The following is a 25,123-nucleotide window of genomic DNA, read 5'->3' as shown; positions in this document are numbered from 1 at the left end:
CGGCCTCCAAGGCCCGCAAAGCGGCAATCGAGGTCGCCATCAACGCAGGTTGCGCGTTTTGCGTCAGGGTCAAAGCCTCCTGTTCCCCTTCCCAGATCAGCGTCGACAAATTCTCGCCTAACGCTTCGTCAACTTCATCGAAAACCGCGCGAGCTGCCGGGTAAGCCTCTGCCAGATCGCGCCCCATCCCAATGGTTTGCGCACCCTGTCCCGGAAATACAAATGCCAAGCTCATGAAGGTCCCCTTCCTGTTTTCTTTGGTCTAAGGGCCACAAGGATCACGTGCAAGCCGCGTACATGGCTCATCCCGCGTGAAACCCCGGACAAAATCGTTTCGCAAAACGACAACCCACCCAGGCGTTAACAGGTACATTTAGCATTTTTCCGGGGAAACATGATTTTCAACTCAACAACCAAAGCAACGCGGCGCCGTTCCGCTTTCGCACTCACCGCCTGTGGTGGCAGCAGCGGCGCATAGATAGTCCCAGTTATTGCAAGCAAGGAGATCATTTCCCTGGCCAACTAAGTCGGCAAAACATTTCCGATCCGCTATGCAGCGGCCAACTTCGATACCAGTACGCTTGAACGCAAAACGGGCGCGGTACGTTTCATAAGAAAAACCGAACTCGAGGTCATGATCAATGGCGTAAATGAAATTGTAATAGAAGATGAACCGGGCGATTTCTTCGGTCCAACGCTTTTGCCGACGCCACCATTGTCTCCCCGGCACTCACATTAGTGTCTGCTAATGATTTTATTTCAAAGGACTACGCCGGCTTCCTCGGCTTCGAAACAGCGATTGCAGATATGCCCACAGAAAACCTCTTTTTCTACGGCGCCATAACCTCCGCAAAGTGTTCCTGTCCGACGGCATAATTACCGGAAGCGATACCGGCGACACTTATTTGACCGTTAACTTCGACACCCTCAACGTGACGGGCGAACTTCATTTCTCAGAGGTTGCTCTGTGTTTAATCACCAACGGTCGCATTTCGGACAATGGAATCACCGGCGGCGTGTCGACCTAGAATATCAGCGCAACGCTCAATGAAACCACCGATGATGCTGTTGACGGCGTGTTCCTTGGCACCGATACAAGTCTCTCTTCTGGCTCCAATGAAGGGACAGCCAATATTGATGGAGAGATAATTGACTTCGTTGGTGTCTTTACGGGCATCAAATCTGCGCCACTTAAACGCCCAACGCAACGATCCGATCTGCATGGTAAATGCGCTGCAGACGGGCCAATAACGTTTCGGCGCGTGTTTTAACTTTTAACTTGCGCCGTAACTGCGTGCATTAGAACGCCTATATCGACGCTAAACATCTTACCCTTCTTTACCGCGCGGTCCAAAATACGCAGAATTGGCGGTGGTTTTACGCGCAGGCACCAACGCGATACCGACGTTGGGTTTTCCACCCCATCCTCAATGAAAAAAACGGCGTTTATCTTTGAAGGCGTTGCGCGCAACGCCCTCTCGGGCGCGCGCTGCGTTAAACTTTCTCAGGCATTCACATCCACCACGACCCGGCCCTTGACCTGACCTTTCAGAATATCCGCCCCCAGTTTCGGCAAGTCCTCAAGCGTCGCAGGCTGGATCATCGCTTCCAGCTTGTCCATCGGCAGGTCCTTCGCAACCCGCTCCCAGGCCCGCACGCGATTCTCGAAAGGCTGCATCACGCTGTCGATCCCCAAAAGGTTCACACCGCGAAGAAGGAAAGGAATAACCGTCGCAGGTAAACCAGCACCGCCCGAAAGACCCACGGCAGAAACCGAAGCACCATATTTCATCTGTCCCAGAACCCGCGCCAGCATCGCACCACCAACAGCGTCAACGCAACCAGCCCAAACCTCTGCTTCCAAGGGTCTTTTCACGGTCTCGCTCAGCTCTTCACGCGCCACAATGCGGGTTGCGCCAAGGCTTTTCAGATAGTCAGCGGTCTCGGGACGCCCCGTCACGCCCGCAACCTCATAGCCCAGATTGGCCAGGATCGCCGTCGCCACAGACCCCACGCCACCGGACGCGCCGGTCACCAAAACCTCACCGTCGCCCGGCTTCATTCCGTGATCTTCAAGCGCCATCACCGCAAGCATCGCCGTAAACCCGGCAGTGCCAACTGCCATCGAAGCCCGCGTCGTCAAGCCTGTCGGCAAAGGCACAAGCCAGTCCGCTTTCACGCGTGCTTTTTCGGCATATCCGCCCCAATACGCCTCGCCCACGCGCCAGCCCGTCAACACAACTTTGTCGCCCGCTGCATAGCGCGGATCGTCAGACGCCTCGACAGTCCCGGCAAAATCAACGCCCGGCACATGCGGATAATTTCTCACCAGCCCACCGCCGGGCCCAATGCATAAACCGTCCTTATAATTAACGGTCGAGTACTCAACCGCAACGGTCACTTCGCCGTCAGGTAAACGCGCCTCGTCGATCTCTTGGACAGACGCCGAGGTCTTGCCTTCATCATCTTTCTCAACAATCAGCGCTCTCATCGCGGCGTCCTTTTCATATTTTGCAAGCGGTTGATGCCAAACAACGAAAGGCAGTGGCATCCTGCGCAGACTATGCATTCCCTATGCCATATGCGCCATATCTTATGGCGCGGCCAGTTCAGACTTATGTCCACCGCATGCAGCACACGCCAAACCCAATGCCCCCGCAAGTTTTTCTGGACAGTCCTTAGAGCTTACCTTGGCAAAAATCATTAAAAACCATTGCTTTAGGAGAAAGTAGTCAATTTCTTTTGTAACATGCGGAAATCGGCATGATCCAATCGAGACCGCTTAGCGTAAATATTATCAGACACTCAAGTGAAACGGCAGGCTTACACATGATCGACATCGTCAACATCTTGCTCGCGCTCTTCGGTGTTGGTCTAGGGGCAATTGGCTGGCTCATGCCTCGCTACACCATGAAACTTCTCGATATGGCACCCACCAAGTCAACCATGGGTCTGTCCGAAATCCGCGCAGCCTCAGGCGCGCTCTTTATCGGACTTGGCCTTGGCGCAATTGTGTTGAACACGCCGTTCGCCTTCGCAATGGTTGGCTTCGCTTGGGGTGGGGCAGCAATAGGGCGCCTTACATCGCTTATTGTCGACGGAGACGCGGCTCGCCAGAAGACCACATTCTTTGTGATCGAAGCGGCAGTGGCTGCTACGCTTCTTGGGATCAACCTCTGATCTGGTGGCCGTGCCAGAATATCTGGTCTTTGCATTGAAGTCATTTGAACAGGCGTTTGAAACGCGCCCTTCCAAAACCTCACCAGACTCCCTATATCAGTAGTGTCCCGGCAACGGGACTATGGACATAAACGCGCTCGTAATAAGCGGTTCGGACCCGGGGGCGGTACCCGGCGTCTCCACCAAACATCCTTCATTTGGGGATCATGGGGACGAAATAGGATCGACGGACGTCTAAAGGGGTTTTGCTTTGTCTCGGTGAGGTACCACCGATATCGGTCCATTAAAGCTAGTTGCAAATGACAACAAAGCTCCAATGGCGATGGCTGCGTAAGCAGCTTGAACTATTGAAAATTAAGTCCTTGGGCTTAGCAGCTTAAGGCGGGGCCTGCCGGAGCCTGGCAACAGAATCCGGCACCTTTCCCCAATTTCCGAAGGCACTTGGCATCAAAAGCCTGTACAAAAAAATATCGCTCCCTTGCCTTCCCCATCCTCTTAAGTTTAGGTTTCTCCATGGGGTTCGCGAACGCCCCGTGAGGCGTAAGCCCAAGCGTCGCATCCACTACTCGTTAGAGAGGATGCACCGTGCCTTCCCCAACCGAATTCACCGTTACGCAACTGAGGCGACCGATCCGAACTCGGGACTGTCCGCTCATTGTAGATATATCCATTGATCACGACCCACACCTGATCCCCGGAGCTTTTCGCCATCCACACACAGATGTGGACGGGCTCAAAGCCCTAATAAATGGCGGGGACCGCATCATCACCTGTCAGCAAGCGATCAAGCTATGCCAGAGACTTGTCGCGTGGGTGCGCGGCGACGGCATCGTCGCCCCGTACCTTCAGGGAGGAAACTATGCCTGGCGTGACGCGATCGATACAATTCGCATTCCTGCAAGTGCCATTCCCGCTTTCGTCGATAAGGCCACTCTATGGCTGACGCGACATCGCCCAAAGATCGACCGAATAGCCTGCCCTTGGCTCATTCGTCGATTTGTCGATCGCAAAACCCAGTTTCTCTTTGTCTCGGCCGTCGAAGTCATGGGAGGCGCCGAGCGTTATGGACCCACCCCATTTGATATCGAAGGCGTCGCATTCTCGCATCACGGGCAAGGCAGCACATTTGACGCGATGCTCGATAGGTTTCATCTTCATTTATCCGCCCTGGATCGGTTGGCGCGCATCGTACGCGCCACAGATACAAACCGTCACAACGACGCGCCGGAGGCCGCGGGGTTGCTCGCGCTGTCCGCCGGCCTTTCGCGTCAATACCAAGACGATCAACAGCAGAAAGAGGCTGGAATGGCGATCTATGACGCGCTTTGTCGCTGGGCACGTGACGGGCAAAACGAAGGTCATGCCTGGCCCCAGGAACGCCGCTGATGCAGCCAGACTACAGACAGCTGTTTCGCGTCTTCGGTCGAATCGGCATCTATTCTTTCGGAGGTCCCGCAGCGCAGATTGCGTTGATGCATCGCGAGTTGGTGGACGACAACCGCTGGCTCTCCGAAAAGGACTTTCTCGGCGCGCTGTCGTTTTGCATGCTTTTACCGGGACCTGAAGCAATGCAACTTGCAACCTACTCGGGCTGGCGACTGTGCGGTGTTCCAGGCGGATTGATCGCAGGTCTTTTGTTTATCCTTCCGGGCGCTGCAGTCATGTTCGCGCTTGCAACCATCTACGCGATATTCGGCAATGTGCCGTTGGTCGACGCGGCGTTTCTTGGCGTGCAGGCCACTGTCGTGGCCATCGTGCTGGAAGCTCTTTTCAAAGTCTCCAAACGCGCCCTGAAACAAGTTGACCACTGGATAATCGCAGGCCTCGCCTTCGTTGCAATCTTCGCCTTTCAGCTGCCGTTCCCTCTGATCTTGGCAATCGCGGCACTCTGGGGCTTCGTGACCGCGAAGCAGGCACAAGCCGCTGAAAGCCAATCGCATATTCCCTCCAAGACCGCAAAAACCATAGCGATCTGGCTGGCTCTCTGGGCGGTGCCTTTTATGATCCTTTTCGCCTTCGATGCTCAGTTCCTGACCGACGTCGCCCTGTTTTTCTCAAAACTGGCCATTGTAACATTTGGCGGGGCATATGCCGTTCTCGCCTATATGACGCAAACCGTTGTCTCGGAATTCGGCTGGATTTCGACCGATCAGATGATGGATGGCCTGGGCCTCGCCGAAACAACACCCGGCCCGCTTATCCTGGTCACTCAGTTCGTTGCCTTTCAAGCAGCGTATCAACAGTTTGGCCTTGGACAGGCGTTCATAGCAGGGGTCATCACGCTTTGGGTCACTTTCGTGCCGTGCTTTCTATGGATTTTTGCGGGCGCCCCTTTTGTAGGTCGTCTCACGGCAAACAAACGTCTCGCAGGCGCGCTATCTGCGATCACCGCATGCGTTGTCGGCGTGATTTTGAACCTGTCGCTTTGGTTCGCAGCACATGTGGTGTTTCAAACCATCGACACCGCACGTTTTGGGCCGATTTCCGTCATCGCCCCGGATCCGTCGTCCATTGATCTTGTCGCCGCAGCTATTGGGATCATCGGAGCGTTTATGCTTTTTGTGTTCCATGAAGGCCTTGGACGCACGTTGATTTCAGGCGCGCTCTTGGGCCTTTGTGCCGGTCTCGTTTTTTGACGGTATCAAATCGCGAACAACACCTTTTCATCGGGTCCGAATCTTTTATGCTGTCGTCAGAATGCAAGGAGACGGCATGACGCGCATCATCGATTACGGCAACCTGATGCACCGCGCGATGCGTGGGCTTATTCAGAACGTGCTAAATGATGTCTCCGAGCATGGCCTGCCTGGCCAGCACCACTTTTTCATTACCTTTGACACGATGCACCCGGACGTCGAGATAGCGGATTGGCTCAGTGATCGCTATCCCGACGAAATGACGGTTGTCATGCAGCACTGGTTCGACAATCTAGACGTCACCAACGAAGGCTTTTCGATCACGCTGAATTTCGGCGATTCGCCTGAGCCGCTCTACATCCCTTACGATGCGATCCGCACTTTCGTAGACCCTTCGGTCGAATTTGGCCTCAGATTCGAAGCGCAGGATGAGGACGACGACGCAAAAGAAAGCCCAGGGACAGAAACTGATCCCGATCCGGAAACAAAAGACGCCGAAGGGGCCGCCGAAATCGTCAGCCTCGACAGTTTCCGGAAATAGTCCGCCGTATTTTCGCCGCAATTTCTTCGGTCTGACGCCATGATTGGCAGCCAATCTCCGTGCATTAACCCCGGGGAGGCCTCTATGTTTTTTCGCGATCTCAAGCTCAAGCCAACAACAATCGAAGTCACCCTTGCAGAAGCCCGCCTTCCGGTTCGGATGGGCCACCGCGATGCATCTAAAGTCTTCGGCGAACCGCTCAATCGCCAACTTGCAGCGACTGCCATGGGAACCCTTACCAAAGTCCGCGTCCACGAGGCAGGCCCCGACGATATCTGCGGTGTGACGCTCTATTTGGGGCTGCGCAACGCTTCGCGCGAAGGTCTCGAAAGCGTGGCCAACATGCTCGACTATCTCCACGCGCCCTATGGCTCGTCCTTGCGACGCGCTGAAGGCGGTGATCCTGTCCTTTTTGGTGTGGCAGAAGGTCTGGAAATCTCGGTAGACAGCACTCTTGCGCCGGACGCTCAGGCCCGACGCGACCTTGCCATGACCTGCAGCGAGGCGATGAAAGGTCTCGCCATCAATCGCGGCTGGATCCGTCGTGCAGACAAAACGGTCTTCTATTTCTACGGTGAAAACGTGCGCTCTATGCAGGACCGTTTAAGCGAAGCATTTGAAACCCACGCGGTCCTCGCAACTGCGCGCGCCCGCCGTCTCGCCTGAAATCCTCTGCGTAACTTGGTCCCCTGCGATTGCGCATGTGGCCGCGCTTGCCTATAGCTTTCCGCGCAAGACGTGAGGAGAGCTTGAGCCATGACCACCACCCGAACCGAAACCGACAGCTTCGGCCCGCTTGAGGTCCCCACCGACAAATACTGGGGCGCCCAGACGCAACGCAGCCTGATCAACTTCCCTATCGGCTGGGAAAAACAGCCCGTCGCAATCGTGCGCGCCCTCGGCGTAGTCAAGCAAGCATGCGCCGAAGCGAACAAAGCTGCCGGCGTGCTGGACAGTGACAAAGCAGACGCCATCATCGCAGCCGCATCGGAAGTGGTAAACGGCAAACTGGACGACCACTTCCCTCTTGTTGTGTGGCAAACTGGTTCCGGTACTCAATCAAACATGAATGCAAACGAGGTCATCGCGAACCGTGCGATTGAAATGATGGGCGGCGTCATCGGCTCAAAAGACCCGGTGCACCCGAACGACCATTGCAATATGGGTCAGTCATCGAACGACACCTTCCCGACCGCCATGCATATCTCCACCGCCATGACCGCGCGCGATGTGACGCTTCCGGGCCTGAGACATCTCCACGCAGCCCTTGAGGCCAAGGTCAAAGAATTTGACGGCATCATCAAAATCGGCCGCACGCACACGATGGATGCAACGCCGATGACGCTCGCACAAGAGTTCTCGGGCTACACCCATCAGGTCGCGAAATCGATTGAACGCGTAGAGGCCTCGCTGGCTGACATCTACGAGTTGGCCCAAGGTGGCACGGCGGTTGGCACAGGCCTCAACACGCGTCCCGGTTGGGGCGAAGAGGTCGCGGCAAACATGGCGCGCATCACGGGCCTGCCCTTCGTGACAGCCCCCAACAAATTCGAAGCCCTTGCCGCGCATGACGCAATGGTTGCCATGTCGGGCGCGCTCAAAACCGCCGCCGCCAGTCTATTCAAGATCGCCAACGATATTCGGCTTCTCGGCTCGGGACCTCGTTGCGGCCTTTATGAGCTGCTTTTACCCGAAAATGAGCCTGGCTCTTCGATCATGCCCGGCAAGGTAAACCCAACCCAGTGCGAAGCGATGACCCAAGTCTGCGCCCATATCATCGGCAACGACGCTGCTGTCGGGTTTGCCGGAAGTCAGGGCCATTTCGAGTTGAACGTGTACAAACCCATGATGGCCTATAATGTCCTGCAATCTATGCAGCTTCTGGGCGATGCATCCAATGCTTTCACCGATAATTGCGTTGCAGGCATCCGCGCCAATGAGACGCGCATCGACCAGTTGATGCGCGAAAGCCTCATGCTTGTCACCGCACTTGCCCCCACAATTGGTTATGACAACGCGACCACCGTCGCGAAGACCGCGCACAAAAACGGGACGACCCTGAAACAGGAAGCCATTGCGCTTGGCTTTGTCGACGAGGCAACATTCGACAACGTTGTTCGTCCAGAAAAAATGATCGGACCAAAATCATGAACACTGCCAATCTAAACCGGGCGCGCAAAGAGAAACTGAAGAATGCCCGCAAGGCTGACGCCGATGGAAACGCCATGAAATATGGGCGCTCAAAGGCTGACAAGCTGGCCGAAGCGAAAAAGGCGGCGCTCGCAATGAAACGTCATGAGGCCAATAAAAAAGAGCCATGAACGTGCGGCCGATCAAACGATCTCTGACGCTGCGCGGGCACCGCACTTCGGTATCCCTTGAGGACGCGTTTTGGTCGGCGTTTCGCGACATTGCTTCGCAAAACGGCCGTCCGATCAACGATCTGGCGGCTGAGATTGATGAAGCGCGGGGCACAGATTGCGGGCTCGCTTCAGCCATTCGATTGTTTGTTCTCGATCACTATCGAACGTGCTAACGCGGACAAACCTCTAGAGTAGTTCCATCGCGCGAACGCACTGTAAGATGCGAAACCGGAACCGGAGTGGCGAGCGGCGCAAACCTAAACTGACGCAGTGCCGCCGTCAGCAACACCGCGGCTTCCGCCATTGCAAATCCCCCCCCGGACAGACCCAGGCACCGCTTGAAAACGGCAGATAGGCTTCGCGCGATGACTGTCGCCACGCATCTGTTTCCCATCGGTCTGCATCGAACGCGTCCAGGGTCGCCCAAAACCGATCACTCCTATGAAGATGCCAAGGGGAAATGACGGCCTGACTGCCCGCGCTGCACTGGGCGATTTCGGAAGGTTCTTTGGACGTTTCTTCAGCACAAGCTTTATGAGTTCAGGCTCGTTGATCATAAACGAACGGAGAAAAGGTGTGCGAAAGTCACCCATGCGCGTGGGGCACAACGTTCGGGCTGCACCGACAGTATCTCCTGGCGAAACAAACGCCAATCGCGCCGCAAAGAAACGCGATCCGCGCGTGCCGCCGACTTTGGCGGGATCATGTCAAGGTGGAGGTAAAGCACGAGGCGACCACATCGATCCGGCTTGGGGATGTGCGCCTCCCACGGAACCGCGCACCAAGCGTTTCAGGGCCTGCAGTGATCTTGAAATAATCAAAGTCACCTGGGCGATCGAATGCGAAGATATATTGAAAATGTAAGCGAAAGAACCGCCACTTTAAACTTGCCAACCACTCAGGCGACAGCGCCTCGCTGAAGGCCGCCGACAAAATCAAAGGCCATTGCTGACTGTTGCCCGGCGACACGCCCGAGACTGAAACCGGATCCGTGAGCGCAAAACAGCATCTATCGGACGGGTCCGACACATCGACCCAGGTGATTTCTTGCGCCGTTGCCAGAAGGCGCAAATCGCGGCGAATGCGTTTGGCTTCCGGAAGGAAGCTCGTCATCGGAATGACTTGCCCAAGCGTCAGCAAAGACAGCGCCGGGCCAGTCTCGGACAAACACTTTAAGCGCACGATATCGGCGACAATCGACACCGCCATTTGCGCGCCCGAACTGTGCCCAACGATCAAAACTTCATCAATATCTTCGCGTAGGGCTGCTTCAATCCGATGGCGGAACTCGTGCAGTCGCGCTTCGATCTCATCTGGATAAACACCGCGCTTGGAGGCCGAATAGGCATAGCCCTGCATAAGGTAATAGGCATAGGTTCTGTCGTCTTTCGATTTGAACCACCGAAGGACACCAAGCGTCAGCGGTAGGAACAGCGCCCAAAAGACGCCGGCACCGACAAGCGTCCAGAGCCACCCACTGACGCCCTGCTGTTGACCCAGATACGACCCCAGTGCGGCTCCGACTTCATAGGTCGCCCAGACCGCGCCACTGGCCAGAAGACTTGCGCCTAAGAGAGCCACCGACAATTGCGCCAATAGAATAACCACCGGGTATAGCGCAGCAATAACCGGGCCCTTCGCCAGCCAGCCAAGCCTGCGAAACGTGCCGGTCGTCAGATAGAGCCAGCATGTCCGTAACAACGCCAGATAGGTCCCCGTAATGCCGGCGCTCATCGAACCGCGCAGAAGGTCGTGCCAGACAAGAACATCCACCTTGCTGACCGTGCTGACCCCATCGATCTTTGCGCGCACACGCCAGCCCGTCTCGCGGGCTTCGCATTTCTGGTCAATCTCATACCCTGAGACCTCAGCCTGCTTGCGACCCTCGCTACGGTATAGCTCGCGGTAGCGCCGCGGCGGATTGGGGTCATAGCCAGGGATGTAAAATACCCGGCGGCGGGACACCTGTGATTTTCGACGCGGCAGCATGGTCAAGAGACTACCCCATGCACTCAGACGGGAGAAACCATTCGGTAGAACGCAGTGCAAAAAAACAAGCCCCGGTCAAGCTCCCGGAAACAATTGCTCGGTTCTCAACCGAATGTCTGCAAAACAGGGAATTGCTCGTTCAGCCACCAGGCGAAATCAGTAAAGCTTCCCGTGAGCATCAACAGCCCCACAGTCCACAATAACAGCCCCATGATCCGCTCGATCCGCTCCATATGTTGGCGCATCCAAGCCATCAGACCGGTCATCCGAGGGAAAAAGGCCGCGACCAGCAGGAACGGTATTCCAAGCCCGGCCGCATAGGCCGCAAGCAATGTCGTGCCGCGCACCACATCCGCCTCGGACGCTGCAATGGACAGAATCGCCCCAAGAATGGGCCCGATGCACGGAGTCCAGCCAAACGCGAAAGCAAGGCCAAGCACATAAGCGCCAAAGGCCGAGCCACCCCGATCACCCGCGTCCACCCGCATTTCTCTGTCCATGAAAGCGATCCGGTAAATCCCAAGAAAATGCGCGCCAAAAATCATGATCACAAGCCCGGCTGCAAGAACGAACCAATCCTGATTTGTCAGGAAAAAACGCCCGAATACCGACGCCGTGAACCCAAGGATCATGAAGACCGTCGAAAGACCCATGACAAAGAAAACAGCAGACACCATCGTGCGCCGCCGCGCAGCTTTTTCGCCACCCTGCATTTCGGTGACCGATATCCCGCCCATATAGGCCAGATAGGGCGGCACTATCGGCAGGACGCATGGGCTCAGGAAGGACAAAACTCCCGCCATCAGCGAAATCGTCATCGCCGGCAAAAGCGAGGCGTCAAAGAGGTCAAAACCGAACATTTACGTTCCCTTCACTTGACGACACCTATGCGGTCTTTAAGTCGGCGTCACGACACAAGCGCTCAAATCTAAGTGGACAAACTGTAACATCCCGCTTAGCGATCGTGCCATGGCAACTGATGACACCCTTGATGCGACCGGGCTTTTATGTCCCCTGCCCGTTTTGAAGGCGGCCAAGCGGCTGCGCGAGATGGCATCGGGACAAGTTTTGGAAATGCGCGCGGATGATCCGGCAGCCATTGTCGACGTCCCACATTTTTGCGCCGAACAAGGTCATGAAATGCTGAACGCCACCGATGACGGTGGCGTTCAGGTCTATCTTATCAAGCGTAAATAAGCCGCTACGACCGACCCGCTGACCACCATCCACGCTTGCGTGGCTTGGCAGGCGTTTCTTCAGGCGCCGGTACGTCCGCGACCATCACTGGCTCGGGCTGTGGTTCGGGCTCTGGAGTTGGTCCTGGTGTCGCAACTGCCGCTGGTGCCTCTGGCATTAGCGGCTCAGCCGCCATCACTTCTGGCGCTGCTGCGGCCTCGACCGGCGCTTCGTTAACTGCCTCTTCGACTTTTTTCTTGCGTGGCGCACGTTTGCGCTTGGGCTTTGGAGCTTCCTTCTCAGCCACAGCCTCGGCTACTTCTGGGGCGTTTTCAACCACATCAGGAACTGCTTCCACGCTTTCCGTAGGGGCCGCATCATCGTTAGCTTGCTCTTCGACTGGCGCTTCTGTCTTGCGTCGTGACCGTGACCGACGTGGCTTTTTCGGGGTCTCGGCCTCGGCGTCAGCCACCAGTGCTTCAGCAAGTTCCGACGGCGCGTCGCCCGCGGTTTCGCTAGCCGTCTCGCTGACAGCCTCGCTAGCTTCTGGCGCGCCGTTCTCGGTATTTTGTGCCTCATCATCCTCGCGACCGCCTCCGCCACCGCGACGACGACGACGACGACGGCGGCGCTTTTTCGGCCGATCTTCGTTATCTTCCTCGGACCGTGGTGCCGCGTCGACCACATCTGTTTCTTCCACTGTCTCGGCCGCCTCCGAAGCCAGATCTTCCTCGATCTCGGCCATCAAAGCCGGATCAACCGACACAACCGGTGCAGAAGTATCAATCACCCGAGTCGCCGTCTTGAATTTCTCGATGGTGAAGTCAGGCGAAATCAGGAACGGATCGGCTTCCAACCGTACCGCCATGCCGTAACGCGCTTCGATTTGCGCAATATGCTCGCGTTTGTTGTTCATCAGGAAATTGATAATCGAAACCGGCGCCTTGACCAAAGCCTCGCGCGACCGTTTGCGCACGCCTTCTTCTTCAAGCTGACGCAAAATATTCAGGCCAAGACTGTCGTCCGACCGGATCAGACCGGTGCCATGACATGCCCGACACGGCTGGGTCGAGGCTTCAAGCATGCCCGGACGCAAACGCTGGCGCGACATCTCGAGAAGGCCAAAGCCCGAAATGCGACCGACCTGAATGCGGGCGCGATCTGTCTTAAGCCTATCCTTGAAACGCTTTTCGACGGATGCGTTGTTGCGGCGCTCTTCCATGTCGATGAAGTCGATCACAATCAGACCGGCAAGGTCGCGCAGACGCAACTGACGCGCCACTTCTTCGGCCGCCTCAAGGTTGGTTTTCAGCGCAGTGTCTTCGATTGAATTCTCTTTGGTCGCTTTGCCCGAGTTTACATCGATGGCCACCAAAGCTTCGGTCACATCGATCACGATATAACCGCCCGACCTTAGTTGCACAGTCGGGTTGAACATGCCCGAAAGGTAGCTTTCCACCTGAAAGCGCGCAAACAGCGGCATTCCATCGGTGTAAAGCTTCACGTTTTTTGCGTGGCTCGGCATGATCATCTTCATAAAGTCTTTGGCTGTGCGGTAGCCAAACTCGCCCTCGACCAGAACCTCGTCAATCTCGCGGCTGTACAAATCACGGATCGACCGCTTGATCAGATTGCCTTCTTCGTAAATCTGAGCAGGCGCGATCGACTTCAGCGTCAATTCGCGAATTTGCTCCCACATACGCTGAAGATATTCGTAGTCCCGCTTGATTTCGGTCTTGGTTCGCTTGGACCCTGCCGTTCGGATGATCAGGCCGGCGCCCTTGGGCACGTCGATCTCAGCCGCGATTTCCTTCAGCTTCTTGCGGTCCGCGACTTGGGTGATCTTGCGAGAGATGCCGCCACCGCGCGCCGTGTTCGGCATAAGCACACAATAGCGCCCGGCAAGGCTCAGGTAAGTTGTAAGGGCCGCGCCTTTGTTGCCGCGCTCTTCTTTAACGACCTGGACCAGAAGTATCTGACGGACTTTGATAACTTCTTGAATTTTGTAACGCCGCGGACGCGATCTTCGAGGTGGGCGAATGTCTTCCTGGGTGTCGTCATCAGCAACAGATTCGATCGTTTCGTCGGTTTCTGCCGCGTTATCCATCGCCGAATAGGGCGTGTCGTCGTCGCCTTGATCATCGACGATCGGTGCCGCGTCATCCGCCTCACCATCAAGATCGACTACATCCATACCAGAAATAGCCTTGGGTGCATCATCGCTCACAGCCGGCGCGTCTCCGACACCTTCGGTCAAAGCGGGGGCCTCGGCATCGGTAATTTCGTCAGCGACTTCCGCGGTAATGGTTTCGTCGTTATTCTCGACCTCGGCGGCCTTTGAGCGGGATCGCCCACCGCGCGAGCGGCGTTTTCTTGGCTTTTCTTCCTCGGCCGCTTCGGCTTCAGCAAAGGCCATCTCTTCGGCCAGAAGCGCTTCGCGATCCGCGACCGGGATCTGGTAATAGTCAGGGTGAATTTCCGAGAACGCGAGGAAACCGTGGCGATTGCCGCCATAGTCCACAAACGCGGCCTGAAGCGAAGGCTCGACCCGCGTTATCTTTGCGAGGTAAATATTCCCGGCAAGCTGCCGTTTGTTTTCGGACTCAAAATCAAATTCCTCGACCTTGTTTCCGTCGACCACCACAACACGGGTCTCTTCCGCGTGGGTGGCATCGATAAGCATTTTCTTTGACATGTTGACTTTCCGCGCACGCGCACAGCCCCCCGCCTGAGAAGGGAGGAGCTGATTGCAATACGACTGTTGATGGCGACTGGACGCGGCGTAGACAATGGGGCCCGACCTTTCCGGGTCGGGGACATGCTCTTTAATGCCCTCGCACGCGTCATCGCGTTTCTTCTCCGGCGCCTTATAATGGCGCCCGTTATGAGCCCGGCGCTGCAAAATCGCGTCTCGGGCAATTCGGTTTTGCGGCCCTAAGGCCGAGTTGCCAGGCCAGACTGCTCAAAACACTCGAGCTAAACGTCTGGAACAGCGAAAATTTTTTAACAACACTTTGGGGCGCATGGCCCGATCTTGTTGCACACTCAACATAAAGGGGGTTGGGGATAAAATACAATCCCGAAGTTCGACGATTTCACGCTGGCGCTGCACCAGTGTCGCGCTTTTTGCAAATACTTTGGAGAACTTGCATCGGGCGGGGGCAAAAGCCCCCTGCCCGGCGGCGCCGCCCAAGCGGCTTTCTTAAAGATACTCTGAACGCTGAAGCCCGTATTTCGCCATTTTCTCGTTCAATGTCCGACGCGGCAGGCAAAGTTCGTCCATGACATTCACAATCGCGCCCCGGTGACGACGCATGGTGTTGTCGATCAGCATCCGCTCAAAGGCTTCCACGTATTCCTTCAGTGGTTTGCCTTCTGTGGTCACATTCATGTCGGTCTCGTCGCTGTCGGCCATCAACAACGACGCAATCGTGCCCGAACCGCGCCGCGACTGCAAAACCGCGCGTTCGGCGATGTTCAAAAGCTGGCGAATGTTTCCGGGCCACGGCGCTTGCAGAAGTTGCGCCGCCTCTTGCGCACTGACCTCCGGCGCGTCGCAGCCATATTCTTCCGCGAACTGCTCTGAAAAGCGTTGGAACAACAACAACATATCTTCGCCGCGCTGACGCAGGGGCGGCAGCGTGATCTTCATCGCGGCGAGGCGGTAATAGAGATCGGGACGCAGCGCGTCCTCGCAGGTGCGTCCGGCCTCCTGAAGGTTACTGATTGCAACGATCCGCGTTTCCGCTGGCGTGCCTTGCTCATTCATCCATGTAAGAAGACGCGCTTGAAGCTTCTCGGGAAGCGTCTCGATATCTTCCAGAACAAGCGTGCCACCACGCGCCTCTTCCAGCAAGGGCAGCCGTTCGTCGGTATCGTTCGGTCCAAAAAGCCGCGCGGCAAGGGCGTCTTCCTCGTGCGCCGCGCAGGAAAACAGCACGAATTTCCGGCCCGCCTTTGCGCCCACGGCATGAAGTGCATGCGCCACCAGGGTTTTGCCGGTGCCGGTCTCGCCGTCGATAAGGACATGGCCATCCGCTTGCCCCAGATCGAGAATATCCTCGCGCAAACGCTCCATCACCGGAGACGCCCCGACGAGCTTTTTGATGATACCAGACCCATCCGACAACTCGCGGCGCAATGCCCTGTTATCAAGCGTCAGCCGGCGCGCGTTGGTCGCCTTCTTGGCCAGTTCGGTCATCTTGTCGGGGTTGAACGGCTTTTCAAGGAAATCAAACGCGCCAACACGCATCGCCTCGACCGCCATCGGCACATCGCCGTGCCCAGTAATCATGATGACCGGCAGCGCGGAATCCACGCCCATCAGACGTTTCAAGAAGGCCATGCCGTCCATGCCCGGCATCTTGATATCGCTGACCACAACGCCCGGGTACTCGGAGCCAAGGCTCTTCAGTGCGTCTTCCGCACTGGGGAAAGTTTCGGTGTCGAACCCCGACAACGCCAGCCATTGGCTGATCGACTGCCGCATGTCCTGTTCATCGTCGACAATCGCGATTTTCATGGCCTTTGCCATCAATGCGTCCTCACGTTTATTCTGCAGCCTTACCAGCTGCCATATCGGCAAGCGGTAGACTGATTTCAAACAGTGCGCCCCCGCTTTGGCCGTTTTTCGCCGTCATCCGGCCTCCAAGGTCGTTGACTATCCCCGATGAAATAGCAAGCCCCAGCCCCACCCCGTCGCCTGGGGCCTTGGTTGTGTAAAACGGCTCGAACAGGCTTTCGAGGTCATCAATTCCGACGCCGTTGTCACGCACGGTGATCAGCACTTCGTCGGAAACAGACAGAAGCAAAATAACCTCGGGATCGGTCACGCCTTTGGTGGCGTCCAGCGCATTGCGCAATAGGTTTATCAGCACCTGCTCCAGACGAATACGGTCGGCATCGACATAGACCGGGTCGCGTGGCAAAGACGAGGTGATCGCCATTTTACGCTGCCGCAGCTGCGGCTCCATCATCGAGAGCGCACTGGATACAGAATCCCTTACATCAATGGTTTCAAAGGCATCGCCGCCCTTGCGCGCGTAGGATTTCAACTGCCGCGTAATCGACCCCATACGCTCGATCAAATCATCAATCCGCTGGAACGAGGACAAGGCCTCATCCGGGCGGCGGCGCTGCAACAATAACTTGGCCCCGGCGAGGTAGGTTTTCATCGCCGCAAGGGGCTGGTTCAACTCGTGGCTCACGGCCGCAGACATCTCGCCAAGAATCGCCAGTTTCGATGATTGCTGAATGGTTTGCTCGGCCACTTCAAGGTTGCGTTCGGCCTTTTCGCGCTCAGCGATTTCTCGCTGCAGCGCGGCGTTCAACTGGCGAAGCTCCGCCGACTCGCGCTGAAAGATCACCAGCCGCGATGTGGCTTTGCGGCTGGCAAAGTAAAATCCCACCGCAAGGATGATCGCAAACATCATAATCTCAAGCGCAATGAACGCATTTACCCGCTCGCGCACGCCCGCATAGGTGGTGAAGCTGGCCATCCGCCAACCTTGAAAGCCGACCCGCGCCTCTTGTCGCATAACCGGCTGGCCCTCGACATATGCATCAATCGAAAGCACGGACCAATCAGACGTGGCGCGCACCGCCCGCTGGATAGCGGTGGGAGCCGAGCGCAATTCAAGCGCTTCAGTTTCGCTCAGACCGCGCCAACGCCCCTCGGTCGAAAGCAGTATCTGACCCTCGCTGTCAGTCACAACAACGGCGTCCGTGAACCCGGCCCAAGCGGTTTCAAACTGTTGCAGGTTCAATTCGACGACTATGACGCCAATGGTCTCGCCAAGATTTTCAAGTTTGCGCGAATAGGAAAACAACCGCGTGCCGTTGTCCGTGACGTTCGTGGTGAAAACCGTCTCATCAGAACGCAGAGCCTCTACAAAATAGGGCTCCGAGCGATGTTGCGAACCAAGCTTCTGGCGATCCGTGACCGCAACCGCACGCCCGCCTCCGTCGATCAGGATCAGGCCTGCAGCGTCGATTTCATCGCGATAGGAGATAAGGCGCTGGGAAGACTGTGAAAAATCGTTGGAATTCAGGGCTCCTACCAAAGATGGGTCACGCGCCAAAAGTTGCGGCACGATCTGGTTACGTTGCAATTCGCTGAGAATATTGCCCGAATAAAGTGCGAGCCGGACTTCAGCGCGGCTGCGGGTACTTTCAGTGAAGCGTTCGGTCAAAAGCTGGTTGGTGACCCACACAACAGCAACGGCGGCTGAGATGACGAAAATCATCATCGCCCGTACCGGCCAGGAAGAACCGGCAAATTTTGTCGCGCGTTTACGCCGAGCGTCGCTCATGGGGGGAATCTAAGGCGTCGGGCCTCTCCGCTCAAGCCGTGACAGCCGCAATTGCCAATGAACGGAACAAATCCGCACCATCTGCACCGCCCAGGGCGGGATCTGCAGCCCTCTCCGGATGCGGCATAAGCCCCAGAACGCGGCGGTTTTCTGACAGGATTCCTGCTATATTATCGGCCGATCCGTTGACATTGCCGCCGTAGCGAAACGCGACCCTATCTTCTCCAGTCAAGGCGGCAAGCGTGTCCGGTCCAGCAATGTAGTTGCCGTCATGATGCGCCACGGGATAAGTCACCGATTGCCCCTTGGTATAGCCGCTCGTGAAGTCGCTGACGGTGGTCTCGACGGTCAGATCGACAGGCTTGCAGATGAATTTCAGCCCGGCATTGCGGATCAATGCACCCGGTAGGAGGCCGGTTTCAACCAACACCTGAAAGCCATTGCAAATCCCAAGCGCGTATCCCCCACGTTCGACGTGGGATTTCAATGCACCGACAATAGGGGAGCGTGCGGCGATCGCTCCGCACCGCAGGTAGTCGCCAAACGAGAAACCGCCCGGAATACCGACGATATCAACATCATCCGGCAGCGTCGTGTCTTTGTGCCAGACCCTCTCAACACAGCACCCTGCGTTGCGAACCGCGACGGCCAGATCGCGATCACAGTTGGACCCCGGAAAGACAAGAACAGCGGCTTTCATATCGCACCCCTTAGGTCAGAAAATCGGTAATCACGGCCACGCCGGGCGGCATCGGCCCGTTGAAGGCAGCAAGCTCGCGACCCGTCTGCGAAAGGCTGACCTCGCGCGCAATGATCGGCGACAGGTCCACCGCGCCGCTTTCAATCAGCGACAGAAGCGATGCGTATTTCCAAGCAGGCATGCCGCGCGTGCCGTAGACCGCGAGGTTGCCCATGTAGACTGCGTTAAGGTTGATCGGCTGCACCGCATGGTGTCCAACTGGCATTCCAACCTGCACATGCCGCCCGAGGGGGCGCAAGCAGGCCAGCGATGCGGCGACGGTTGCCGGAAACCCCAGAGCTTCAACCGATACATGAGCGCCGCCGTCGGTCAGATCGCGAATGCGCGCAGCACTTTCGCCGTCGCTGGCGTCCACGCCATGTTCCGCACCAAGCGCTTTCGCGTGGATCAGTTTCTCGGGCACGATATCGGTGACAATCACGCGCGCGCCGATCGCTTTGCCCAAAAGCATTGCCGCAAGTCCGACGCCGCCGGTGCCATGCACGGCCAGCCATTCGCCGGGCTGTAATGCCGCGCGGTCGGTCAAAGCGTGCCATGCCGTCGTGACACGACATCCAAGAGCCGCCGCCAGTGCAGGCGACATGCCCTCGGGCAAGCGTGCAAGATTATGGTCGCGCGGCACGGCCACGTATTCGGCAAACGCGCCCGGCTCGACAAAGCCCGGAAGGCGCTGATCGACGCAGGTATTTGACGCGCCAGAGCGGCAATTCAGGCAGGTTCCGCAGGCAAGAATGAAGGGCGCGATCAAACGGTCCCCTACCGCGTAGGTCGCCTGAAAACCGGCCTCGACAACTTCACCGCAGTATTCGTGACCACCGATTTGTCCCGGCTTCACGCGGGGATGTTCGCCCACCCAGCCGTGCCAATCGGACCGGCATATGCCGCAGGACAAGACTTTCAGGACAACGCCGTCGGCCGGGCAATCGGGCACGGCCACGTCTTCGATCGACAAATCCTCGTTGTATGCTCTAAGGATCGCCGCGCGCATCAGAGAATCTCGACCTCGTAGCTTTCGATCACGGTGTTGGCGAGAAGTGTTTCGCACATTTTACCAACCTCAGCTTCCGCGGAGGCCGCGTCGCTAGACGCAAGATCAATTTCGATCACCTTGCCCTGCCGCACACCGTGGACGCCATCAAAGCCCAGAGTGCCAAGCGCATGGCGGATAGCTTCGCCTTGCGGATCCAACACGCCATTCTTCAGCATAATGTGGACACGTGCCTTCATCTCGACCCCCAAGAAGCGCAAAAATTAATCTGACTGTTCTATTGCGGATTCGCAACGAATTGTCCAACGCCGAGGCGTTAGAACTTCACAAAGACCTGCAAAATGTGGGGCGCCCTGAATGGGCGACGCACTTAGTTGATCAATGTTGGCTTTGTGGTGTGGGTCACGTTCGTCGGCAACACACCAAGACGGCGCGCCACTTCGGTGTAAGCATCCGCAAGATCACCGAGATCCCGACGGAATACGTCCTTATCAAGCTTCCGACCCGTTTCCATATCCCACAGACGACAGCTATCTGGGCTGATTTCATCGGCAATAATCAAACGTTGGAAGTCACCTTCCCAAACCCGGCCAATCTCGATCTTGAAATCCACCAGCTTGATCCCGACCGCGAACATGCAGCCAGACATGAAGTCGTTCACCCGCAACGCCAGCGCGATCATATCATCCAGGTCCTGCTGACCTGCCCATCCGAAGGCTAGAATATGCTCTTCCGACACAAGCGGATCGCCCAGGGCGTCGTCTTTCAGGCAAAACTCGATGATGGGACGGGGCAGTTGCGTGCCTTCTTCCAAACCAAGCCGCTGAGACATCGTCCCTGCCGCGTAGTTGCGCACGATAATTTCAAGCGGGATAATCTCGACCGAGCGGATCAACTGCTCGCGCATATTGAGGCGCTTAATGAAGTGAGTCGGCACACCGATCTGCGTCAGGCCCTTCATGAAGAACTCGGACAGGCGGTTGTTCAGCACACCTTTACCGTCGATGACGTCTTTCTTTTGCGCATTGAACGCCGTCGCATCGTCCTTGAAATACTGGACTAAAGTCCCCGGCTCGGGGCCTTCATAGAGGATCTTGGCCTTGCCTTCATAGACCTTCTTGCGACGTGCCATGTCTGAATTCCCAAACTCGTGTATCGCGGGGCAATTGCCCCGCTCTTTCGCGTCGCTATAGGGCAGATGCGACCTTGCGGCAAGCGCGGCACCTCTTGTCGCGGCCCTCGTCCACAGGCATATCATGAACAGCAACTTTTAATCCGACACGGAGAGTTATCCTATGAGCACTTTCAACGATCGCGAGAACGCTTTCGAAAATAAATATGCCCATGACGCCGAGATGCAGTTCAAAGCCGAAGCGCGCCGCAACAAGCTGTTGGGGCTTTGGGCGGCTGAGCTGATGGGCAAAGCAGACGATGCGGCTGCGGATTACGCCAAAGAAGTGATCAAAGCCGATTTCGAGGAAGCCGGCGACGAAGACGTCTATCGCAAGGTGTCTGGCGATCTTGGCGATCTGGCGACCGAGGCCGAGATACGCGCAAAGATGACTGAAATGATGGGCGTCGCAAAAGCCCAGTTGATGGAAGACAAATAGCGTCCAAGTTCGGCCTCATTCTGCTATGCAAACCGCGCAATGCTGCTCTGCAGCATTTACGCTTGTTTAGCGCTAACTTTGTGCCAGTTATGCAGTGTGAGCCTAACCCTGTCATAAAGGAGATCAAACATGACTTCGCTTTTTGGAACCCTGTGTGACCGCGCTGAAAAGCGCGCACGTTACTCCAAAACAGTGTCGGCGCTGCAGTCGACCACATTGAATACACGTCTCGATCTGGACATCTATCAAGGTGATATCCCACGGATCGCGCGACGGGCCGTCTATGGCTGATAATGCGCAAAAGCGTAACTTATCTAATTTAATGGGCAGGCTTCGGCCTGCCCTTTTCTTTTAAAACAGAGCTTTAACCTATGCAGCTCACGCAAGGCCGATATTAAAACTCGTCCGTTGTTTCCGCCATGGCTTCGACCCATATACATTTCAACGGAAAACAAATCACATTTGGAAATTGAAAATGAACATGCTTCTCAACACCATCAACAAACGACGCCTCTACAACCGCACGGTTCGTGAAATAAGCAGCCTTCCGGTTGATGTGGCGCTCGATCTTGGCATCTACAAAGGCGACGCTCACGCGCTGGCTGCGCGCGCAGTTTATGGCGAATAAACGCGACCTAGCGCTTGTTTTGCTGCACTCGCGAAACAAGCGCGTCGCGGACCGAGGGCGTCACAAAATTTGACACGTCCCCGTCCAGCCGAGCGATTTCTTTGACCAATTTGGACGCGATAGCCTGGTGTTTGGCTTCGGCCATGAGGAAGACAGTTTCGATACTGGAATCAAGTACGCGGTTCATACCGACCATCTGAAATTCATACTCGAAGTCCGCAACCGCGCGCAGACCTCGGATGATCACACCGGCCCCGACGTCGCTGGCGCAATCGATCAACAGGTTCTCGAAAGGATGCGCGAATATCTCGATGCCGCTCTCTTCTGCGATGGATTTGCACTCGGCCTCGATCATTGCGACCCGCTCATCAAGCGAGAACATCGGGCCCTTATCGCGGTTGATGGCAACACCTATGACAAGGCGATCCACCAGATGCGTCGCCCGACGGATTATGTCGAGATGCCCTAGGGTGACCGGATCAAAGGTTCCGGGATAAAGTCCGATCCGCATGTGTATTTCCGCGCCTCTTCAGGATTTGTCTATCGCACTGAGTGGCATGAAAATATCACCAGATCAATAAGTTGCAGATCAGAATCCCTTGATCATACCCTCAAGCGCGTCTTTTTCCATGGCCAGTTCGGACAGTCGCGCTTTGACCACATCGCCGATTGAGATCAGCCCTACCATGCGTTCTCCGTCCAAAACTGGCATGTGGCGAAAACGGCCGTCGCTCATTTTCTGAAGGACCTGATCGGTGGTCTCGTTTCCGATGGCGCTGACCAGCTCGCGGGTCATCATGTCGTCAACCGTTTCCGACAGGCAGCTTGGACCACGACGGCCAAGTTCGCGGACAATGTCACGTTCCGAGATAATGCCTTCGGCTCTTTCACCATCCGAAGAAACCACAATTGCGCCGATCCTCTTCTCGGAGAGTAATCGCGCGGTGTCCTGAATTGTGGTGTTGGACGGGATAGTAACAACGTCACCTCCGCCTTTCATTGCAAGTATTTGGCTTACCAGCATTTTTTCCTCCCGGGCTTCACACCGCTTTGAGCAGCGTCACACCGGCGCTGCCCCCTGTCAAGTCTGGCGCGCATCCGAAACAGGGACCTTCCCTGCAAAAGTCCGGAATTTTTCAGGATCATGTGTGCTTTCCCTCTGTTTCGCCTGCGCTGAGGAGTTTAGGTTGCCTCAAAATCAAAAGGGGAGAAGTTTCTTGCAAGAGCTTACACATTTTATCGACGGCGCACATGTTGCGGGCGGCTCGGGTCGGTTTGCGGACGTCTTTAACCCCGCGACAGGTGAAGTTCAGGCGAAGGTGCCTTTGGCTTCTACCGCCGAAGTTGACGCGGCTATCGCACGGGCGGCAGTGGCTCAAGTTGCCTGGGGAGCGACGAACCCTCAGCGGCGCGCTCGGGTGATGATGGAATTTGTACGGCTCATAAACCGCGACATGGAAAAACTGGCCGAAGCACTAAGCCGCGAGCATGGCAAGACTATTCCCGATGCGAAGGGCGATGTGCAGCGCGGACTTGAAGTGATCGAGTTCTGCATTGGTGCACCACACCTTCTTAAGGGGGAGTTTACCGACAGCGCGGGTCCTGGCATCGATATGTATTCGATGAAGCAGGCTTTGGGTGTTGTCGCAGGGATTACGCCGTTTAACTTCCCGGCAATGATCCCGCTTTGGAAAATGGGCCCGGCGCTTTCCTGCGGGAATGCCTTCATCCTAAAGCCATCCGAACGTGATCCTTCGGTATGTTTGATGCTGGCGGAATTGCTGACAGAAGCCGGGCTCCCCGATGGCGTGTTGCAGGTCATCAACGGCGACAAAGAAGCGGTCGATGCGATCCTAGACAACGAGACGGTTCAGGCCGTTGGCTTTGTCGGCTCCACCCCGATTGCGCAATACATCTATGCCAAAGGCTGCGCAAACGGCAAACGGGTACAGTGTTTTGGCGGTGCGAAGAACCACATGATCATCATGCCAGACGCGGACATGGATCAGGCAGCGGATGCTTTGGTTGGCGCCGGGTACGGCGCTGCGGGCGAACGCTGCATGGCAATCTCGGTAGCCGTGCCAGTGGGCGACGAAACAGCGGATCGTTTGATCGAAAAACTGGTTCCACGTATCGAAAAGCTGAAGGTTGGCCCTTATACGGCAGGCAATGACGTGGACTACGGGCCGGTTGTGACAGCCGCCGCGAAGGCGAATATTCAGCGACTGGTCGAAACCGGAATTGATCAGGGTGCCGAACTGGTGGTCGATGGCCGCAACTTCAAACTGCAGGGGTATGAGGACGGATTTTTTGTTGGTCCTCATTTGTTTGACCGGGTCACGAAGGACATGGATATCTACAAGAAAGAGATATTTGGCCCCGTGCTGTCTACGGTGCGCGCGCAGTCTTACGAAGAGGCGATCGGCCTTGCGATGGACCACGAGTATGGAAACGGCACTGCGATCTATACCCGCGATGGCGACACCGCACGCGACTTTGCGAGCCGGATCAATATCGGCATGGTCGGTATTAATGTGCCGATCCCTGTGCCTTTGGCCTATCACTCGTTTGGGGGCTGGAAGAAGTCGGGCTTTGGCGATCTGAACCAGCACGGCACTGATGCGTTCAAATTCTATACCCGCACAAAAACGGTGACGGCGCGCTGGCCTTCCGGGATCAAGGAGGGCGGCGAGTTCAACTTTAAACAGATGGACTAAAGCGCGGCGTTTTTTGAAGGCTCATGAAAGCGGGCCTGTCGGGTCCGCTTTTTTTGTTCGTAGAGCTTTGCGGTGACGTGCAGTCCGAAATCCAGGCTGTCGGCAGGGCATCGCTCTACCCTTTCGATTTTGAAATATTATTCGCATGTCCGAATGTCGGTATGACGTCGGCATAGCGTCGATATTGCGTTCGTGCAGACGTTCGCCACTGCTACGTTTTGTTT

At 56.3% G+C, this 25,123-nt stretch carries 28 protein-coding genes and 1 other RNA gene; 14 read left to right on the top strand and 15 right to left on the bottom strand.

The window, feature by feature from the left end; all coding sequences use genetic code 11:
* From AC221Y_RS05945 to acuI, 3 genes are all read right to left on the bottom strand, one after another.
* Positions 1–235: ACP S-malonyltransferase (locus AC221Y_RS05945; RefSeq protein ID WP_486706954.1), on the bottom strand; the 235-nt coding region annotated here is incomplete at its 3' end.
* Positions 236–971: 736 nt separating this feature from the next.
* Positions 972–1,223 (bottom strand): hypothetical protein, encoded by a 252-nt coding sequence (locus AC221Y_RS05940; RefSeq protein ID WP_299753176.1) that lies wholly within the window; start codon positions 1,221–1,223, stop codon positions 972–974.
* A 281-nt stretch (positions 1,224–1,504) separates the two neighbouring features.
* Positions 1,505–2,491 carry an acryloyl-CoA reductase gene (gene acuI / locus AC221Y_RS05935; protein WP_486706953.1) on the bottom strand — a complete coding sequence of 329 codons (987 nt, stop codon included), beginning with the start codon at positions 2,489–2,491 and terminating at the stop codon, positions 1,505–1,507.
* 338 nt (positions 2,492–2,829) lie between these two features.
* Between acuI and AC221Y_RS05930 the strand changes: the two genes are divergently transcribed.
* The 9 genes from AC221Y_RS05930 (at position 2,830) to AC221Y_RS05890 (ending at position 8,893) form a co-directional block, all read left to right on the top strand.
* Positions 2,830–3,180 carry a DUF4345 family protein gene (locus AC221Y_RS05930; RefSeq protein ID WP_299753180.1) on the top strand — a complete coding sequence of 117 codons (351 nt, stop codon included), beginning with the start codon at positions 2,830–2,832 and terminating at the stop codon, positions 3,178–3,180.
* A 65-nt stretch (positions 3,181–3,245) separates the two neighbouring features.
* Positions 3,246–3,599, top strand: a transfer-messenger RNA (tmRNA) gene (ssrA, locus tag AC221Y_RS05925).
* A 166-nt stretch (positions 3,600–3,765) separates the two neighbouring features.
* The gene (locus AC221Y_RS05920) at positions 3,766–4,566 is read left to right on the top strand and encodes a chromate resistance protein ChrB domain-containing protein (protein WP_486706952.1); all 801 of its coding nucleotides are present in this window, start codon (positions 3,766–3,768) and stop codon (positions 4,564–4,566) included.
* On the top strand, positions 4,566–5,816 hold the full coding sequence (gene chrA / locus AC221Y_RS05915) for a chromate efflux transporter (protein ID WP_486706951.1): 1,251 nt from the start codon (positions 4,566–4,568) through the stop codon (positions 5,814–5,816). The genes AC221Y_RS05920 and chrA overlap by 1 nt, the downstream gene beginning before the upstream one ends.
* 76 nt (positions 5,817–5,892) lie before the next feature.
* Positions 5,893–6,357 carry an SspB family protein gene (locus AC221Y_RS05910; protein ID WP_299753186.1) on the top strand — a complete coding sequence of 155 codons (465 nt, stop codon included), beginning with the start codon at positions 5,893–5,895 and terminating at the stop codon, positions 6,355–6,357.
* Positions 6,358–6,441: 84 nt separating this feature from the next.
* Complete coding sequence (locus AC221Y_RS05905) at positions 6,442–7,023, top strand: hypothetical protein (protein WP_486706950.1); 582 nt, start codon at positions 6,442–6,444, stop codon at positions 7,021–7,023.
* A 90-nt stretch (positions 7,024–7,113) separates the two neighbouring features.
* Positions 7,114–8,508 (top strand): class II fumarate hydratase, encoded by a 1,395-nt coding sequence (gene fumC, locus AC221Y_RS05900; protein ID WP_299754193.1) that lies wholly within the window; start codon positions 7,114–7,116, stop codon positions 8,506–8,508.
* The gene (locus AC221Y_RS05895) at positions 8,505–8,678 is read left to right on the top strand and encodes a DUF4169 family protein (protein ID WP_299754191.1); all 174 of its coding nucleotides are present in this window, start codon (positions 8,505–8,507) and stop codon (positions 8,676–8,678) included. The genes fumC and AC221Y_RS05895 overlap by 4 nt, the downstream gene beginning before the upstream one ends.
* Positions 8,675–8,893 (top strand): ribbon-helix-helix domain-containing protein, encoded by a 219-nt coding sequence (locus AC221Y_RS05890; protein ID WP_486706949.1) that lies wholly within the window; start codon positions 8,675–8,677, stop codon positions 8,891–8,893. The genes AC221Y_RS05895 and AC221Y_RS05890 overlap by 4 nt, the downstream gene beginning before the upstream one ends.
* Before the next feature lie 106 nt (positions 8,894–8,999).
* Here the strand turns inward: AC221Y_RS05890 and AC221Y_RS05885 are convergent, their stop codons facing one another.
* The 3 genes from AC221Y_RS05885 to AC221Y_RS05875 form a co-directional block, all read right to left on the bottom strand.
* The gene (locus tag AC221Y_RS05885; RefSeq protein WP_486706956.1) at positions 9,000–9,182 is read right to left on the bottom strand and encodes a cytochrome P450; all 183 of its coding nucleotides are present in this window, start codon (positions 9,180–9,182) and stop codon (positions 9,000–9,002) included.
* Positions 9,183–9,422: 240 nt separating this feature from the next.
* A complete protein-coding gene (locus AC221Y_RS05880) occupies positions 9,423–10,709 on the bottom strand; it encodes a hypothetical protein (protein ID WP_486706955.1) in 1,287 nt (428 codons plus the stop codon).
* A gap of 104 nt (positions 10,710–10,813) precedes the next feature.
* On the bottom strand, positions 10,814–11,569 hold the full coding sequence (locus AC221Y_RS05875; protein ID WP_299757240.1) for a cytochrome c biogenesis CcdA family protein: 756 nt from the start codon (positions 11,567–11,569) through the stop codon (positions 10,814–10,816).
* Between the two features lie 109 nt (positions 11,570–11,678).
* On the opposite strand from AC221Y_RS05875, the gene AC221Y_RS05870 reads away from it, so the two are divergent.
* Complete coding sequence (locus AC221Y_RS05870) at positions 11,679–11,906, top strand: sulfurtransferase TusA family protein (protein WP_299757242.1); 228 nt, start codon at positions 11,679–11,681, stop codon at positions 11,904–11,906.
* Between the two features lie 4 nt (positions 11,907–11,910).
* Here AC221Y_RS05870 and AC221Y_RS05865 read toward each other — a convergent pair whose 3' ends face one another.
* The 7 genes from AC221Y_RS05865 to purC form a co-directional block, all read right to left on the bottom strand.
* Positions 11,911–14,580 (bottom strand): Rne/Rng family ribonuclease, encoded by a 2,670-nt coding sequence (locus AC221Y_RS05865; RefSeq protein ID WP_486706948.1) that lies wholly within the window; start codon positions 14,578–14,580, stop codon positions 11,911–11,913.
* 507 nt (positions 14,581–15,087) lie between these two features.
* A complete protein-coding gene (locus tag AC221Y_RS05860) occupies positions 15,088–16,419 on the bottom strand; it encodes a sigma-54-dependent transcriptional regulator (RefSeq protein ID WP_299757247.1) in 1,332 nt (443 codons plus the stop codon).
* 16 nt (positions 16,420–16,435) lie between these two features.
* Positions 16,436–18,196, bottom strand: coding sequence for a sensor histidine kinase (locus AC221Y_RS05855; RefSeq protein WP_486706947.1), 1,761 nt, complete (start codon positions 18,194–18,196; stop codon positions 16,436–16,438).
* 31 nt (positions 18,197–18,227) lie between these two features.
* On the bottom strand, positions 18,228–18,896 hold the full coding sequence (purQ, locus tag AC221Y_RS05850; protein ID WP_486706946.1) for a phosphoribosylformylglycinamidine synthase subunit PurQ: 669 nt from the start codon (positions 18,894–18,896) through the stop codon (positions 18,228–18,230).
* A gap of 10 nt (positions 18,897–18,906) precedes the next feature.
* Positions 18,907–19,944, bottom strand: coding sequence for a zinc-binding dehydrogenase (locus AC221Y_RS05845; RefSeq protein WP_486706945.1), 1,038 nt, complete (start codon positions 19,942–19,944; stop codon positions 18,907–18,909).
* Positions 19,944–20,183 (bottom strand): phosphoribosylformylglycinamidine synthase subunit PurS, encoded by a 240-nt coding sequence (gene purS, locus AC221Y_RS05840; protein ID WP_299757254.1) that lies wholly within the window; start codon positions 20,181–20,183, stop codon positions 19,944–19,946. Before purS ends, AC221Y_RS05845 begins: the two co-directional genes overlap by 1 nt.
* Before the next feature lie 131 nt (positions 20,184–20,314).
* Positions 20,315–21,076: a phosphoribosylaminoimidazolesuccinocarboxamide synthase gene (gene purC, locus AC221Y_RS05835; protein ID WP_299757256.1), complete on the bottom strand. Its 762-nt coding sequence runs from the start codon at positions 21,074–21,076 to the stop codon at positions 20,315–20,317.
* 163 nt (positions 21,077–21,239) lie between these two features.
* Between purC and AC221Y_RS05830 the strand changes: the two genes are divergently transcribed.
* The 3 genes from AC221Y_RS05830 to AC221Y_RS05820 all read left to right on the top strand — a co-directional run bounded on the left by AC221Y_RS05830 (position 21,240) and on the right by AC221Y_RS05820 (position 22,182).
* Complete coding sequence (locus tag AC221Y_RS05830) at positions 21,240–21,554, top strand: DUF1476 domain-containing protein (protein WP_299757259.1); 315 nt, start codon at positions 21,240–21,242, stop codon at positions 21,552–21,554.
* 129 nt (positions 21,555–21,683) lie between these two features.
* Positions 21,684–21,845, top strand: a complete 162-nt coding sequence (locus tag AC221Y_RS05825; RefSeq protein ID WP_486706944.1) for a hypothetical protein — start codon at positions 21,684–21,686, stop codon at positions 21,843–21,845.
* Between the two features lie 184 nt (positions 21,846–22,029).
* Positions 22,030–22,182, top strand: coding sequence for a hypothetical protein (locus tag AC221Y_RS05820; protein WP_299757263.1), 153 nt, complete (start codon positions 22,030–22,032; stop codon positions 22,180–22,182).
* Between the two features lie 7 nt (positions 22,183–22,189).
* On the opposite strand, the gene coaD is transcribed toward AC221Y_RS05820, so the two are convergent.
* Both coaD and AC221Y_RS05810 read right to left on the bottom strand, forming a co-directional pair.
* The gene (gene coaD, locus AC221Y_RS05815; protein ID WP_299757266.1) at positions 22,190–22,693 is read right to left on the bottom strand and encodes a pantetheine-phosphate adenylyltransferase; all 504 of its coding nucleotides are present in this window, start codon (positions 22,691–22,693) and stop codon (positions 22,190–22,192) included.
* Between the two features lie 78 nt (positions 22,694–22,771).
* On the bottom strand, positions 22,772–23,206 hold the full coding sequence (locus tag AC221Y_RS05810; protein ID WP_486706943.1) for a CBS domain-containing protein: 435 nt from the start codon (positions 23,204–23,206) through the stop codon (positions 22,772–22,774).
* Between the two features lie 193 nt (positions 23,207–23,399).
* Between AC221Y_RS05810 and AC221Y_RS05805 the strand changes: the two genes are divergently transcribed.
* On the top strand, positions 23,400–24,899 hold the full coding sequence (locus AC221Y_RS05805) for a CoA-acylating methylmalonate-semialdehyde dehydrogenase (protein WP_486706942.1): 1,500 nt from the start codon (positions 23,400–23,402) through the stop codon (positions 24,897–24,899).
* The last annotated feature ends 224 nt before the right edge of the window (positions 24,900–25,123 follow it).

This window comes from Boseongicola sp. (assembly GCF_057460485.1).
This window is presented reverse-complemented; position numbering and strand designations above follow the sequence as displayed.